The following is a 14,320-nucleotide window of genomic DNA, read 5'->3' on the forward strand; positions in this document are numbered from 1 at the left end:
CTCCTGAAATGACCTGAACAAACTAGACGACGAATCCTGCCCGTGTTGCATGACAACGACGTATTCGGTGCTGAAAGCGCCTACGGCATATCCCTTGGCGACCCTTGCATATTCCAAAAACGACTATGCACATTCTATTTGGGTATAAATCGCTTGGCTTTCAGGCTGTTAGCATTTCCGGTTGGCAATCGCGCAATACTCTCGATGCCCCCTGCTTCTTCGTTCTGGAGCTTCAATGAACCTGCCGCTGTCCCTCAATCTTCTGGCGTTCCTGGCCCTGCTGCTGGGCCTGGCGCAAACCCGGCGTACCGACTGGAGCCTGGCGAAAAAAGTCTTGCTCGGCCTGGTGCTGGGCGTGTTGTTCGGCCTGGTGTTGCACACCCTGTACGGCGCCGGCCACCCGGTGCTCAAAGCCACCATCGGCTGGCTCGAGCTGGTCGGCAACGGCTATGTCGGGCTGTTGCAGATGATCGTCATGCCGCTGATCTTCGCCTCGATCCTCAGCGCCGTGGCACGTCTGCACAACGCCTCCTCCTTGGGCCGTATCAGCGTGCTGAGCATCGGCACCTTGCTCATCACCACCGCCATCGCCGCGCTGATCGGCATCGTCCTGACCAACCTGTTCGGCCTCAGCGCCGAGGGCCTGATCGCCGGTGTGCAGGAAAGCGCTCGCTTGCAGGCCATCCACGCCGACTACGCCGGCAAGGTCGCCGACCTCAACGTGCCGCAGTTGCTGCTCTCGTTCATCCCCAGCAACCCGGTCGGAGACCTGGCGCGGGCCAAACCGACATCGATCATCAGCGTGGTGATCTTCGCGGTGTTCGTGGGTATGGCCGCTCTGCAACTGATCAAGGACGATACCGAGAAGGGTAACCGCGCGCTGTCGGCCATCGACACCCTGCAAGCCTGGGTCATGCGCCTGGTGCGCCTGGTGATGAAGCTCACGCCCTACGGCGTACTGGCGCTGATGGCGAAAATGGTCGCCAGTTCCAACCTCGACGACATCCTCAAGCTGGGCAGCTTCGTGGTGGTGTCGTACCTGGGCCTTGGGCTGATGTTCGTGGTCCACGGGCTGATCCTCAGCGCCATCGGTGTCAGCCCGCTGCGCTTCCTGCGCAAGGTCTGGCCGGTGCTGACCTTCGCCTTCACCAGCCGCTCCAGTGCCGCCAGCATCCCGCTGAACATCGAAGCGCAGACCCTGCGCCTGGGCGTGCCGCAGTCGATTGCAAGTTTCAGTGCGTCGTTCGGCACCACCATTGGCCAGAACGGCTGCGCGGGTCTGTACCCGGCGATGCTGGCGGTGATGGTCGCGCCCACCGTGGGCATCGACCCGTTCGACCCGCTGTGGATCGCCACTCTGGTGGCCATCGTCACCCTCAGCTCGGTCGGCGTTGCCGGGGTCGGTGGCGGCGCCACCTTCGCCGCGTTGATCGTGCTGCCGGCCATGGGCCTGCCGGTGGAACTGGTGGCGTTACTGATTTCAGTCGAGCCGCTTATCGACATGGGGCGCACCGCGCTCAACGTCAACGGCTCGATGACCGCCGGCATGGTCACCAGCCAACTGCTCAAGCAGACCGACGCCCAGGTGATGGCCGCCGATGAGCACGCGCAGCTCAAGCACACCTGAGTCAGCGCGCGCCTTCCACCAGCAATTCGGCAAAGGCCCGGGCCATTGCCGAATTGCCATGCTGGCGCTGCACAAGCCACACCGCGGTGATGGCGTCTTCGTCGAGCAGCGTGCGGTACACCACCCCTTCGATGCGCATGCGCTGGTAGGACGCCGGCAGCACCGACACCCCTAACCCCGCCGACACCAGGCCGATGATGGTCATCGCCTCACCGACCTCCTGGGTGAAGTGCGGGGTGAAGCCGGCCTGTCGCGCCAGGCTGAGCAACTGCGCGTGCAGACCGCTGCCATAGCTGCGTGGGAAAAACACGAATGGCTCGTCGGCCAGCTGCGCCATGTACAAGCCGGCTTCGCTGCCCTGCGCCAACGGATGCGAGGCATTGAGCACCGCCACCAGCGGTTCGCGCAGCAGTTCGGTGACCACCAGCCCCTCAGGCAGCGGCATGGGCCGCATCAGGCCGACCTCGATGGACTCATCGAACACCCCGGCCGCCACATCACGGCTGCTCATCTCCTTGAGGTCCAGGTGCACGGCGGGGAAGCGCTGGCGGAAGGCATACAGCGCCTTGGGAATCTTCGAGGTGAACGGCGCCGATGAGGTGAAGCCGATCTTCATGTCGCCCAGCTCGCCCAACTGCGCCCGGCGCGCCACATCAGCGGCCTTTTCGACCTGTGCCAGCACCTGGCGCGCTTCATCGAGAAACAGCCTGCCAGCCTCACTCAACTCAACCCGGCGGTTGGTGCGCTCGAACAGCCGCGCGCCGAGTTCGTGCTCCAACGCCTGAATCTGCTGGCTCAGCGGCGGCTGGGAAATGCCCAGTTGCTGCGCGGCGCGGCCGAAGTGCAATTCCTCGGCCACGGCGATGAAATAACGTAAATGACGCAGCTCCACGCAAGCTCCTCAATAAGTCGTAAAAGCTCTCAAATAGGTCGAACAATATATTGGAACTAATCATTAGCTAGCTATATGATTTTTTCCATTGCCTGCATGCCGCCCCACCCGAGGTAGACTTCGTGAAATCCGCTGTAGCCCCATTGCCCTCCTCTGCCGCGCCCGTTCAGGCCGCCTCGGTGACCGATATCTGGATCGAGAAAGGCACGCCCGCTTTCATGAAGACCGTGCTGGCGCTGTTCAGCGGCGGCTTCGCCACCTTTGCCCTGCTCTACTGCGTGCAGCCGATGATGCCGCTGCTGTCGCGCGAGTTCGCCATCAATGCCGCGCAAAGCAGCCTGGTGTTGTCGGTGTCCACGGCGATGCTGGCCATTGGGCTGCTGATCACCGGGCCGATTTCCGACCGTATCGGGCGCAAGCCGGTGATGGTCTTCGCGTTGCTCTGCGCAGCCCTGGCGACCCTGGCCAGCGCAGTCATGCCCACGTGGGAAACGGTGCTCGTCAGCCGCGCGCTGGTGGGGCTTTCGCTGAGCGGCCTGGCGGCAGTGGCGATGACCTACCTGAGCGAAGAAATCGCCCCGCAGCACATTGGCCTGGCAATGGGCCTGTACATCGGCGGCAACGCCATCGGCGGGATGTGCGGGCGCCTGATCAGCGGCGTGCTGATCGACTTCGTCAGCTGGCACACGGCATTGCTGGTCATGGGCGGCCTGGCGCTGGTGGCGGCGCTGGTGTTCTGGAGGGTGCTGCCCGAATCACGCAATTTCCGCCCGCAGTCGCTGCGTCCACGGCGCTTGCTCGATGGCTTCGTGCTGCACTTCAAGGATGCCGGCCTGCCGTGGCTGTTCCTTGAAGCATTCCTGCTGATGGGCGCCTTCGTCACCCTGTTCAACTACATCGGCTACCGCTTGCTCGACGGGCCGTATCACATGAATCAGGCGCTGGTCGGCCTGCTGTCGATCGTCTACCTGTCGGGCATCTACAGCTCGGCGCAGGTCGGCGCGCTGGCCGACAAACTCGGCCGGCGCCGGGTGTTCTGGGCCAGCATCGTGGTGATGGCCAGCGGCATGCTGCTGACCATGGCCACGCCACTGCCGCTGATCATCGTCGGCATGCTGGTGTTCACCTTTGGTTTCTTCGGCGCGCATTCGGTGGCCAGCAGCTGGATCGGCCGCCGTGCGCTCACCGCCAAGGGCCAGGCATCATCGCTGTACCTGTTCAGCTACTACGCAGGATCGAGTGTGGCCGGGACGGCCGGTGGGGTGTTCTGGCATCTGGGCGGCTGGAACGGCATCGGCCTGTTCATCGGTGGCCTGTTGACGATCGCCTTGCTGATCGCCCTGCACCTGAGCCGACTGCCGACCAAGACCGCCTGATCGGCAGTGGACAACAGGCCAGGCCGTTGCGGCCCGGCCTGTGCCCGCACACTCAGCCGTGGTACTGCGCCGACAGCTCGTGCACGGCATTGATGAACACGCCGGCGTTGGCCGGATCGACCTCCGGGGTGATGCCGTGGCCGAGGTTGAACACATGGCCGCTGCCTGAGCCATAGCTGGCGAGGATGCGCGCCACTTCCTTGCGGATCGCCGTGGGGTTGGCATACAACACGGTGGGGTCCATGTTGCCTTGCAGGGCCACCTTGCCACCGACGCGCTGACGCGCTTCGCCGATGTCGCAGGTCCAGTCCAGGCCCAGGGCATCGGCCCCGGCATCGGCGATACTTTCCAGCCACAGGCCGCCGTTCTTGGTGAACAGAATCACCGGCACCTTGCGCCCTTCATGCTCGCGGATCAGGCCGCTGACGATCTTGCGCATGTAGGCCAGGGAGAACTCCTGATACGCCGCCGACGACAGGTTGCCGCCCCAGGTATCGAAGATCTGCACCGCCTGTGCCCCGGCCAGAATCTGCCCATTGAGGTAGCTGGTGACCGACTGCGCCAGCTTGTCGAGCAGCAGGTGCAGGGCTTCGGGGGTGTCGTAGGCCATGGCCTTGATCTTGCGGAAGTCTTTCGACGAGCCGCCTTCGACCATGTAGGTGGCCAGGGTCCAGGGGCTGCCGGAGAAGCCGATCAGCGGCACACGGCCATTGAGTTCGCGGCGAATGGTGCTGACCGCGTCCATGACGTAGCCGAGGTCTTTCTGCGCATCGGGCACCGGCAGCGCCTCGATGTCAGCCAGGTTGCTGACCACTTTCCTGAAACGTGGACCTTCGCCGGTTTCGAAGTACAGGCCTTGGCCCATGGCATCGGGGATGGTGAGGATGTCGGAGAACAGGATCGCCGCGTCGAGCGGGTAGCGCTCCAGCGGTTGCAGGGTGACCTCGCAGGCGAACTGCGGGTTCTTGCACAGGCTCATGAAGTCGCCGGCCTTGGCACGGCTGGCGCGGTATTCAGGCAAGTAGCGACCGGCCTGGCGCATCATCCAGACAGGCGTGACGTCTACGGGTTGCTTGAGCAGTGCGCGCAGGAAACGATCGTTCTTCAGGGCAGTCATGTCGGCATCCGGCAAAAAAGTGCCGGCATTTTCTCAGACCCCGAAGGAAAAGGCACGGACGGCGCCTCTCGTTCTGCCCGATGGGTGCTTTGGGTCAAGATTGTCGGGTGCTGGCGCGGTGCAGACGCGACCGCTGTGGCCGCGCCGGCACCCTCGATCAGACCTCCAGGTAATCCAGAATCCCTTCAGCCGCAGTGCGGCCTTCGAAGATCGCGGTCACCACCAGGTCCGAACCGCGCACCATGTCGCCGCCGGCGAAAATCTTCGGATTGCTGGTCTGGTGCTTGAACGCGCCTTTCTCCGGGGCCACCACACGGCCCTGGCTGTCGGTATCGATGCCGAACTGCTCGAACCACGGCGCCGGGCTTGGACGGAAGCCGAAGGCGATCACCACCGCATCGGCCGGCAGGACCTGCTCGGAACCTGGGATGGGCTCGGGGCTGCGACGGCCACGGGCATCGGGTTCGCCAAGACGGGTTTCCACCACCTTGACGCCCTCGACCTTGTCTTCACCGACGATGGCGATGGGCTGGCGGTTATAGAGGAACTTGACCCCTTCTTCCTTGGCGTTCTTCACCTCTTTGCGCGAACCGGGCATGTTCGCCTCGTCGCGCCGGTAGGCGCAGGTGACGCTGGCTGCGCCCTGGCGGATCGAGGTGCGGTTGCAGTCCATCGCCGTGTCGCCACCACCGAGTACGACCACGGTCTTGCCCTGCATATCGACGAAGTCTTCGGGCGATTTTTCGAAGCCCAGGTTGCGATTGACGTTGGCGATCAAAAAATCCAGCGCATCGTGCACGCCCGGCAGGTCTTCGCCGGGGAAGCCGCCCTTCATGTAGGTGTAGGTGCCCATCCCCATGAACACGGCGTCGTAGTCGGCCAGCAGTTGTTCGAGGGTGACGTCGCGGCCCACCTCGGTGTTCAGGCGGAATTCGATGCCCATGCCGCTGAAGACTTCGCGACGGTTGCTCAGCACGGTCTTTTCCAGCTTGAACTCAGGGATGCCGAAGGTCAGCAGACCGCCGATTTCCGGGTTGCGGTCGAACACCACCGGCGTTACCCCGGCACGCACCAGCACATCGGCACAGCCAAGCCCGGCAGGGCCGGCGCCGATGATGGCCACGCGTTTACCGGTCGGCTTGACCTTGGACATGTCGGGGCGCCAGCCCATGGCGAAGGCGGTGTCGGTGATGTACTTCTCCACCGAACCGATGGTCACTGCGCCGAAGCCATCATTGAGGGTGCACGCCCCTTCACAGAGACGGTCCTGCGGGCATACCCGACCGCACACTTCCGGCAGGGTGTTGGTCTGGTGCGACAGTTCGGCGGCGGCCAGGATGTTGCCTTCCGACACCAGCTTCAGCCAGTTGGGAATGAAGTTGTGCACCGGGCACTTCCATTCGCAGTACGGGTTGCCGCAGCCCAGGCAGCGGTGGGCCTGTTCGACCGATTGCTGGGGCTTGAAGGGCTCGTAGATCTCGACGAACTCTTTCTTGCGCTGACGCAGCAGCTTTTTCTTGGGGTCTTTGCGCCCCACTTCGATGAACTGGAAGTCGTTACTCAGACGTTCAGCCATTTTTCAAAACCTCTCAACAGCAGCTGCAAGGCGTTAGCCGCAAGCTGCAAGACGATCACGTAAGCCGGGCAAACCTCGTACCGCTTCTACTTGCAGCTTGAGGCTTGCCACTTGCAGCTGTAGTTACTGCGGGTTGGCGCGGGTGCTGGACAGCAGTTGCTTGAGGTTGGCCGCCTTGGGCTTGACCAACCAGAAGCGACGCACGTAGTCGTCCAGGTTCTCCGAGAGCTCACGCCCCCATTCGCTGCCGGTTTCGTCGACGTATTCGGCAAGGACCCGCGCCAGGTGGGTGCGGTACGCCTCCATCGCTTCGCCGCTGATGCGCTGGATTTCCACCAGTTCATGGTTGAGCTTGTCGACGAACGAGTTGTCCATGTCGAGCACGTAGGCGAAGCCGCCCGTCATGCCAGAACCGAAGTTGTAACCGGTCTTGCCCAAGACGCAGACAAAGCCGCCGGTCATGTATTCACAGCAGTGATCACCGGTGCCCTCGACCACGGTGTGGGCGCCGGAGTTACGCACAGCGAAACGCTCGCCGGCGGTGCCTGCGGCGAACAGCTTGCCGCCGGTGGCGCCGTACAGGCAGGTGTTGCCGACGATGGCACTGTGCTGGGTTTCGAACGGGCTGCCGGCAGGCGGCACGATGGTCAGCTTGCCACCGGTCATGCCCTTGCCGACGTAGTCGTTGGCATCGCCTTCCAGGTGCATGTGCAGGCCACCGGCGTTCCACACCCCGAAGCTCTGCCCGGCAGTGCCCTTGAAGCGGAAGGTGATTGGCTTGGCCGCCATGCCCTGATTGCCGTACAGGCGGGCGATTTCGCCGGATACCCGCGCGCCGATGGAGCGGTCGCAGTTGCAGATATCCACAGTGAACTCGCCACCGGCCTGATCGCGAATGGCCGGCAGGGCCATTTCGACCATGCGTTCGGCCAGCTCGCCCTTGTCGAACGGCGGGTTCTTCTCGACTTCGCAGAACTGCGGCTTGTCGGCCGGGATATGCGAGCTGCCCAGCAGCGGGGTGAGGTCGAGGTGGTGCTGGCGCTCGGTGTCACCGGGCAGCACGTCGAGCAGATCGGTACGCCCGATCAGCTCACCGAGGCTGCGCACGCCAAGCTTGGCCAGCCACTCGCGGGTCTCTTCGGCGACGAACTTGAAGAAGTTGATCACCATGTCGACGGTGCCGATGTAGTGATCCTTGCGCAGCTTTTCGTTCTGCGTCGCCACGCCGGTGGCGCAGTTGTTCAGGTGGCAGATGCGCAGGTACTTGCAGCCCAGGGCGATCATCGGCGCGGTGCCGAAACCGAAGCTCTCGGCGCCGAGGATCGCCGCCTTGATGACGTCGAGGCCGGTCTTCAGGCCGCCGTCGGTCTGCACCCGAACCTTGCCGCGCAGGTCGTTGCCGCGCAGGGTCTGGTGGGTTTCGGCCAGGCCCAGTTCCCACGGCGCGCCGGCGTACTTGATCGAGGTCAGCGGCGAAGCGCCGGTGCCGCCGTCGTAGCCGGAAATGGTGATCAGGTCGGCATAGGCCTTGGCCACGCCGGCCGCGATGGTGCCAACACCCGCTTCGGCCACCAGCTTGACCGAGACCAGCGCCTGCGGATTGACCTGCTTGAGGTCGTAGATCAGCTGCGAGAGGTCTTCGATGGAGTAGATGTCGTGGTGCGGTGGCGGCGAAATCAACGTCACGCCGGGAACCGCATAGCGCAGCTTGGCGATCAGGCCATTGACCTTGCCGCCTGGCAGTTGGCCGCCCTCACCGGGCTTGGCACCCTGGGCCACCTTGATCTGCAGCACCTCGGCGTTGACCAGGTATTCCGGGGTCACGCCGAACCGGCCAGTGGCCACCTGCTTGATCTTCGAACTGCGCACGGTGCCATAGCGCGACGGGTCTTCACCGCCCTCACCGGAGTTGGAGCGTGCACCCAGGCGGTTCATCGCCTCGGCCAGCGCTTCGTGGGCTTCGGGCGACAAGGCGCCGAGCGAGATACCCGCCGAGTCGAAGCGCTGCAGGATGGCCTCCAGCGGCTCGACCTCGGCCAGCTCCAGTGGCTGCTCGGCGACCTTGACCTTGAGCAGGTCGCGAATCATCGACACCGGACGCTGGTCGACCAACGCGGTGTATTCCTTGAAGCGGCTGTAGTCACCCTGCTGCACCGCCGCCTGCAGGGTGTTGACCACATCCGGGTTGTAGGCGTGGTATTCGCCGCCATGCACGAACTTCAGCAGGCCACCTTGCTGGATCGGCTTGCGCGTGCTCCAGGCTTCAGCGGCGAGCAGTTTCTGGTCGCTTTCCAGGTCGACGAAACGCGCGCCTTGAATTCGGCTCGGCACGCCTTTGAAGCTCAGGTCGACCACCTCGGACGACAGGCCGATGGCTTCGAACAGCTGGGCGCCGCGGTAGGAACCGACGGTGGAAATACCCATCTTCGAGAGGATTTTCAGCAGGCCCTTGGAGATGCCCTTGCGGTAGTACTTGAACACCTCGTCCAGATCGCCCAGCACTTCGCCTGTGCGGATCAGGTCGGCCAGCACTTCGTAGGCCAGGTACGGGTACACCGCCGAGGCGCCAAAGCCCAGCAGCACGGCGAAGTGGTGCGGGTCGCGGGCAGTGGCGGTTTCGACCAGGATGTTGCTGTCGCAGCGCAGGCCCTGCTCGGTCAGGCGGTGGTGCACGGCGCCGACGGCCAGCGAGGCATGCACCGGCAGACGGCCCGGGGCGATCAGACGGTCGCTCAGCACCAGTTGCGTCTTGCCTGCGCGCACCGCTTCTTCAGCCTGATCGGCAATGTTGCGCACCGCCGCTTCCAGGCCGAGGCTCTGCTCGTAGTTGAGGTCGATCAGCTGACGGTCGAAGCCTTCGCGCTCCAGGTTCATCAACGTGCGCCATTTCGCAGGCGAGATCACCGGCGAGCTGAGGATCACCCGCGAAGCGTGCTCAGGCGACTCCTGGAAGATGTTGCGCTCGGCGCCCAGGCAGATTTCCAGCGACATGACGATCGCTTCGCGCAGCGGGTCGATCGGCGGGTTGGTGACCTGGGCGAACTGCTGGCGGAAGAAGTCGTACGGCGAGCGCACGCGCTGCGAGAGCACTGCCATCGGCGTGTCGTCGCCCATCGAGCCGACCGCTTCCTGGCCCTGCTCGCCGAGGGGGCGCAGCACTTGGTCACGTTCCTCGAAGGTGACCTGGAACATCTTCATGTACTGCTTGAGCTGGTCGGCGTCATAGCTGGCCACGCCCTCATCGCCCTCCAGGGTTCCCTGGATGCGCGTGGCGTGCTGACGCAGCCAGCGCTTGTACGGATGGCGCGACTTGAGGCGGTTGTCGATGGCGTCGGTGTCGAGAATCTGCCCGGTTTCGGTATCGACGGCGAAGATCTGCCCCGGGCCGACCCGGCCTTTGGCCAGAACGTCTTCGGGCTGGTAGTTCCACACGCCGATTTCCGAGGCGAGGGTGATGTAGCCGTTCTTGGTGGTCACCCAGCGCGCCGGACGCAGGCCGTTGCGGTCGAGCAGGCACACGGCGTGGCGGCCTTCGGTCATGACGATACCGGCCGGGCCATCCCACGCTTCCATGTGCATGGAGTTGTATTCGTAGAAGGCGCGCAGGTCGGCGTCCATGGTTTCGACGTTCTGCCAGGCTGGCGGAACCAGCATGCGCACGCCGCGGAACAGGTCGATGCCACCGGTAACCATCAGTTCGAGCATGTTGTCCATGCTCGACGAGTCGGAGCCGACGCGGTTGACCAGCGGGCCGAGCTCGTCGAGGTCGGGGATCAGGTCGTTGGCGAACTTGGTGCGACGGGCCATGGCCCAGTTGCGGTTGCCGGTGATGGTGTTGATCTCGCCGTTGTGGGCGAGGAAGCGGAATGGCTGGGCCAGCGGCCATTTTGGCAAGGTGTTGGTGGAGAAGCGCTGGTGGAACACGCAAATCGCAGTCTGCAGACGTTCATCGCCCAGGTCGGGATAGAACGCCGCCAGGTCGCGCGGCATCATCAGGCCTTTGTAGATGATGGTCTTGTGGGAAAAGCTGCAGATGTAGTGGTCGCTGTCATGGGCGTTGGCGACCGACGAGCGGCGGCGGGCACTGAACAGCTTGATGGCGAAGTCCTGATCGCTCAGGCCTTCACCACCGATGAACACCTGCTCGATCTGCGGCAGGCGCTCGAGGGCCAGGCGACCGAGCACGCTGGTATCGATCGGCACCTTGCGCCAGCCGACCAGGCTCAGGCCTGCGGCGAGAATTTCACGGTCCATGTTGTCCCGAGCGGCTTGAGCCTTGATCGGGTCCTGATTGAAGAAAACCATGCCCACGGCGTACTGCTTGGGCAGCTCGGTGGAGAACTGCTCCTGGGCCACGGCACGCAGGAACTGATCGGGCTTCTGCATGAGCAGGCCGCAACCGTCACCGGTCTTGCCATCGGCATTGATACCGCCGCGGTGGGTCATGCAGGTCAAGGCCTGCATGGCAGTTTGCAAAAGGTGGTGACTGGGCTCGCCCGTCATATGGGCGATCAGGCCAAAACCACAGTTATCCTTGAATTCTTCGGGGTGGTACAGACCTGTTTTCATAGACACTTTCTCACCAGGTTCGCCTCTCGACGAAGGCTAAACTCTTTTTAGAACAGACACTTGACGCCCACCCTGATCGATAGCCAGTTTTTTTGTGGGGTGAAGGATTTCCATTGTTGCACAGGGACAGCGACGCTCACAAATTTTCATGGCGCATCATTGAAAATTTATGTCGTAATTTTGAATGTTTTACCGAGCATTGCCGTGATCAGGCAAGTGCTGTCGGAAACGTTTCAGCCAGTACTGCAGCAGGGGGCTTTTGGCCGGCAGTCTGGGACAGAAAAGCCTGCCGCATCGGTGTGCAGCAGGCTTTCGTAGAGTCAGGAATCGCTCAGCAACTGGGCGGCGGGGTGGTGCCGCCCGGAAGGATCAGCGGGCCGAGGCCAGCTCTTGTTGGACGCTGGCGACGGTTCGTGGCCAAGGTTTACCAGCCTGAACCTTCTCTGGCAAGTTCTTGATGGCCGCAATGGCTGCATCACGGCTGGCGAAGTTACCGTAGGTCACGACGTACAGCGGCTTGCCTTGCAAGGATTTCTTGAAGTACCGGTACTCGCCGCCCTGGGCCTTGACGAACGCCTGGGCCGAGGCCTCAGAGCTAGTGCCGAGAATCTGCACCACGTAGTTGCCCGCTTTCTGGCTGCTGTACCAACCGCTGTTGCCGCTGCCGCCGGTTGCTGCCGCGGGTTTTTCCGCAGGCTTGGCGGCCGGCGCGGCCTTGGCGACCTGGGTCGGCGCGGAAGGCTGTGCAGGGGCTGGCTTGGCCGCTGGGGTTGCCGGTTTGGCCGGCTGAGTCGCCGCAGGCTTTTGCACAGGTGCCTGGGCGATTGGCTGAGCAGGCGTTGGCGCCGGGCCTGCCGAGACGCCTTCAGGCGGCGCGGTGGTGGTCACGGTCGGCGGGTTGGACGGTTGCAGCGTGGTGTTGCTGGCCGGGCCATTTTCTTCGCCATCGCCCATACCTGCGGCTTCGGCCAAGGGTTCGCGCACCACCGGCTGTTGCCCGCCAAGCGGCAGCGGCTTGGTGGTGCCGGAGAATTCGATGGCCGGGCTGCCATCGTTGGTCTGACCCTGCTGACTCTGCGTGACCGGCTCCTGGGCGGGCTTGTCACCTTTCTTGGGCATCAGCACCGCTGCGGCAACGGCCACCACGACGACTGCGGACAACGCCAGTACATGTTTCTTCGGCATAGTGAACCCCATGGTTGGTCGCTTGGCCGTGGTGCGGCTGGCGATCATGGCTTCGATCAATGTATCGCGGGCAACCTGGTTGATGATCCCAGGCCAGCCGTCGGAGTTTTCGTGGATGTCGGCCAGTTGCTCCCGGGTGAACAGGTCGATACCACGCCCTGCCCCTTCCAGACGCTGTTCCAGGTACTCGCGCGTTTCGTCCTCGGTATAGGGCGCAAGCTCGATGACATGGAACCGCTCTTCGTCGGCGCTGAATGCGTCGAGCCGAGCGATCAGCGACGGCTCACCGAACAGGAACACATGGGGGCGGCCCTCGGCCATCCCGGCAGCCAACTCCAGCAACGCTTGGAGTGCCGACTCCTCGAGTTGTTCCGCATCGTCTACCAGCAGATAGACTTCCTGGCCGGTCAGCGCCAGTTGCACGACCTGGGAAAGAATGGCCTGCATTTCGGCCTTGGCGACGTTCAACGACTGCGCCACCTGACCCAGAACACTGGCCGCGTCCGCAGCCCCGCGCGCGGAAACCACCACGCTTTGCACCGACTGCTTGTTGGTACTGGCCACCAGCGCCTGGCGCAGCAGCGTCTTGCCGCTGCCCAGTGGACCGGTGACCACCAGCATCAGGTGGCTGTAGCGCGCCAGGTGGTGCAGCTGGCCCAACACCGGCTTGCGCTGGGCGGGAAAGAATTTGAACCCTGGCACCCGTGGGGCGAAAGGGTCGTGGCTCAACTCGTAGTGGTCGAGGAAGGCCTCGTCGGCATGCAAACTGGTCATCGCGCTGTCACAACCTCAAAGCTGGGCCACGATGGCGCGGTAATCCGCCGCCAGCGTCGCCTGGAGAATCTGTGTCGGATAGTCGTCGGTGACGATGGCCTCGCCCATCTGGCGCAGCAGCACCAGACGCAGACGCCCATCGAGCACCTTCTTGTCGACCGCCATGTGTTCCATGAAGTGTGCCGGGGTCATTTCCGTCGGCGGTACCACCGGCAGGCCGGCAGCCTGCAACAGGCGGATGCCGCGGTCACGCTCGGCCTGATCGATCCAGCCCAGGCGCATGGACATCTCCAGGGCCATGACCGTGCCTGCCGAAACCGCCTCGCCATGCAGCCAGACGCCATAGCCCATGTGGGTTTCGATGGCATGGCCGAAGGTGTGCCCGAGGTTGAGCGTGGCACGCACCCCGGACTCGCGCTCATCGGCGCCCACCACCGCAGCCTTGGCCGCGCAGGAACGGGCGATGGCTTCGGTGAGGGCGGCCGAATCGAGCCGGCGCAAGGCCGACATATGCTCTTCGAGCCAGGCGAGGAAAGGCTTGTCGCAGATCAGGCCATATTTGATGACTTCGGCCAGTCCGGCTGATAGCTCGCGGGCCGGCAAAGTGCTCAGGCTGGTGGTGTCGATCAGCACGGCGTTGGGCTGGTAGAACGCCCCCACCATGTTCTTGCCCAGCGGATGATTGATGCCAGTCTTGCCACCGACCGAAGAGTCGACCTGGGACAGCAGCGTGGTCGGCACCTGGATGAAATCGACCCCGCGCTGGTAGCACGCTGCCGCGAACCCGGCCATGTCGCCGATCACGCCACCGCCCAGGGCGACGACCGTGGTGCGACGGTCATGCCGGGCAGTGAGCAGGGCGTCGAAGATCAGTTGCAGGGTTTCCCAGTTCTTGTGCGCTTCGCCATCGGGTAATACCACCGGCAGCACCTTGTAAGCGCCGAGCGTCTGGCTCAGGCGTTGCAGGTACAGGGGGGCGACGGTCTCGTTGGACACGATTGCGACTTGCCGCCCGGCAATGTGCGGCGCCAGCAGTTCAGCCTGGTCCAGCAGGCCTTCGCCAATGTAGATGGGGTAGCTACGCTCGCCCAGGTCGACCTTCAGTGTCTGCATGTATCCCCACGATGTACTGGAGCACGGGATCGTCGCAGCGACCCGCGCGAAAACATTGAACGCGTCTCGGCAGTGGTCGCCGAGAATAGAC

Annotated in this window: 8 protein-coding genes; 2 read left to right on the forward strand and 6 right to left on the reverse strand. The window is 63.6% G+C overall.

Going from position 1 to position 14,320, the window contains the following annotated elements:
- Positions 1-235: 235 nt before the first annotated feature.
- Positions 236-1,627 carry an L-cystine transporter gene (locus tag LK03_RS04510; protein ID WP_038411262.1) on the forward strand — a complete coding sequence of 464 codons (1,392 nt, stop codon included), beginning with the start codon at positions 236-238 and terminating at the stop codon, positions 1,625-1,627.
- A 1-nt stretch (position 1,628) separates the two neighbouring features.
- Here LK03_RS04510 and LK03_RS04515 read toward each other — a convergent pair whose 3' ends face one another.
- The gene (locus tag LK03_RS04515) at positions 1,629-2,519 is read right to left on the reverse strand and encodes a LysR family transcriptional regulator (protein WP_038411263.1); all 891 of its coding nucleotides are present in this window, start codon (positions 2,517-2,519) and stop codon (positions 1,629-1,631) included.
- Positions 2,520-2,662: 143 nt separating this feature from the next.
- On the opposite strand from LK03_RS04515, the gene LK03_RS04520 reads away from it, so the two are divergent.
- A complete protein-coding gene (locus LK03_RS04520; RefSeq protein ID WP_430962070.1) occupies positions 2,663-3,895 on the forward strand; it encodes an MFS transporter in 1,233 nt (410 codons plus the stop codon).
- A 52-nt stretch (positions 3,896-3,947) separates the two neighbouring features.
- Here LK03_RS04520 and hemE read toward each other — a convergent pair whose 3' ends face one another.
- From hemE to aroB, 5 genes are all read right to left on the reverse strand, one after another.
- Positions 3,948-5,012 carry a uroporphyrinogen decarboxylase gene (gene hemE, locus LK03_RS04525; protein WP_038411265.1) on the reverse strand — a complete coding sequence of 355 codons (1,065 nt, stop codon included), beginning with the start codon at positions 5,010-5,012 and terminating at the stop codon, positions 3,948-3,950.
- 157 nt (positions 5,013-5,169) lie between these two features.
- On the reverse strand, positions 5,170-6,588 hold the full coding sequence (locus tag LK03_RS04530) for an FAD-dependent oxidoreductase (protein ID WP_038411266.1): 1,419 nt from the start codon (positions 6,586-6,588) through the stop codon (positions 5,170-5,172).
- 123 nt (positions 6,589-6,711) lie between these two features.
- Positions 6,712-11,157, reverse strand: coding sequence for a glutamate synthase large subunit (gene gltB, locus LK03_RS04535; RefSeq protein ID WP_038411267.1), 4,446 nt, complete (start codon positions 11,155-11,157; stop codon positions 6,712-6,714).
- Between the two features lie 369 nt (positions 11,158-11,526).
- The gene (locus LK03_RS04540) at positions 11,527-13,116 is read right to left on the reverse strand and encodes an SPOR domain-containing protein (RefSeq protein WP_038411268.1); all 1,590 of its coding nucleotides are present in this window, start codon (positions 13,114-13,116) and stop codon (positions 11,527-11,529) included.
- A gap of 15 nt (positions 13,117-13,131) precedes the next feature.
- Positions 13,132-14,229 (reverse strand): 3-dehydroquinate synthase, encoded by a 1,098-nt coding sequence (aroB, locus tag LK03_RS04545; RefSeq protein ID WP_038411269.1) that lies wholly within the window; start codon positions 14,227-14,229, stop codon positions 13,132-13,134.
- Between the last annotated feature and the right edge of the window lie 91 nt (positions 14,230-14,320).

Source organism: Pseudomonas cremoricolorata (genome assembly GCF_000759535.1).
In the GTDB taxonomy this organism is placed as follows: domain Bacteria; phylum Pseudomonadota; class Gammaproteobacteria; order Pseudomonadales; family Pseudomonadaceae; genus Aquipseudomonas; species Aquipseudomonas cremoricolorata_A.

Coding starts and splice junctions, on each gene's coding strand:
- aroB (WP_038411269.1), bottom strand. CDS start 14,229: ATGCAGACACTGAAGGTCGACCTGGGCGAGCGTAGCTACCCCATCTAC.
- LK03_RS04540 (WP_038411268.1), bottom strand. CDS start 13,116: ATGACCAGTTTGCATGCCGACGAGGCCTTCCTCGACCACTACGAGTTG.
- gltB (WP_038411267.1), bottom strand. CDS start 11,157: ATGAAAACAGGTCTGTACCACCCCGAAGAATTCAAGGATAACTGTGGT.
- LK03_RS04510 (WP_038411262.1), top strand. CDS start 236: ATGAACCTGCCGCTGTCCCTCAATCTTCTGGCGTTCCTGGCCCTGCTG.
- hemE (WP_038411265.1), bottom strand. CDS start 5,012: ATGACTGCCCTGAAGAACGATCGTTTCCTGCGCGCACTGCTCAAGCAA.
- LK03_RS04530 (WP_038411266.1), bottom strand. CDS start 6,588: ATGGCTGAACGTCTGAGTAACGACTTCCAGTTCATCGAAGTGGGGCGC.